Genomic DNA, 318 nt, shown 5'->3' with positions numbered 1-318 from the left:
AACCTGTTCTGGGCCTTCGGCTACAACACCGCGCTGGTACCGGTTGCTGCGGGCGTACTGTATCCTGCCTTCGGTGTGCTGTTGTCGCCGATGCTGGCGGCAGGTGCGATGGCACTGTCGTCGGTCTTTGTCCTGACCAACGCGCTGCGCCTGCGCCGCGTAGCACCGGCCATGGATGAAAAAGCCGGGGCCAGCGGCGCCCGCGCAAGCAACGCGCATGTTCCGGCGGAATGACAGGGGGCTGGAATGAATATCGGTGACGTATCACGGCGATCAGGACTGCCCGCAAAAACGATCCGCTACTACGAGGATATTGGC

The 318-nt window shown here is 62.6% G+C and carries 1 protein-coding gene and 1 pseudogene; both read left to right on the top strand.

Annotation, left to right across the window (positions count from 1 at the left end):
- Window positions 1-234: pseudogene (locus C6W91_RS21370) on the top strand (ATPase); the annotation flags it as partial.
- A gap of 12 nt (window positions 235-246) precedes the next feature.
- A partial coding sequence (locus C6W91_RS21365) for a MerR family DNA-binding transcriptional regulator (protein ID WP_370571636.1) occupies window positions 247-318 on the top strand: 72 nt, incomplete at its 3' end.

The sequence above is a fragment of the Phaeobacter sp. SYSU ZJ3003 genome, assembly GCF_041300735.1.
In the GTDB taxonomy this organism is placed as follows: domain Bacteria; phylum Pseudomonadota; class Alphaproteobacteria; order Rhodobacterales; family Rhodobacteraceae; genus Phycobacter; species Phycobacter gallaeciensis_A.
Note: the sequence above shows the minus strand (reverse complement) of the source record. Positions and strands in the feature narration are given on the sequence as shown.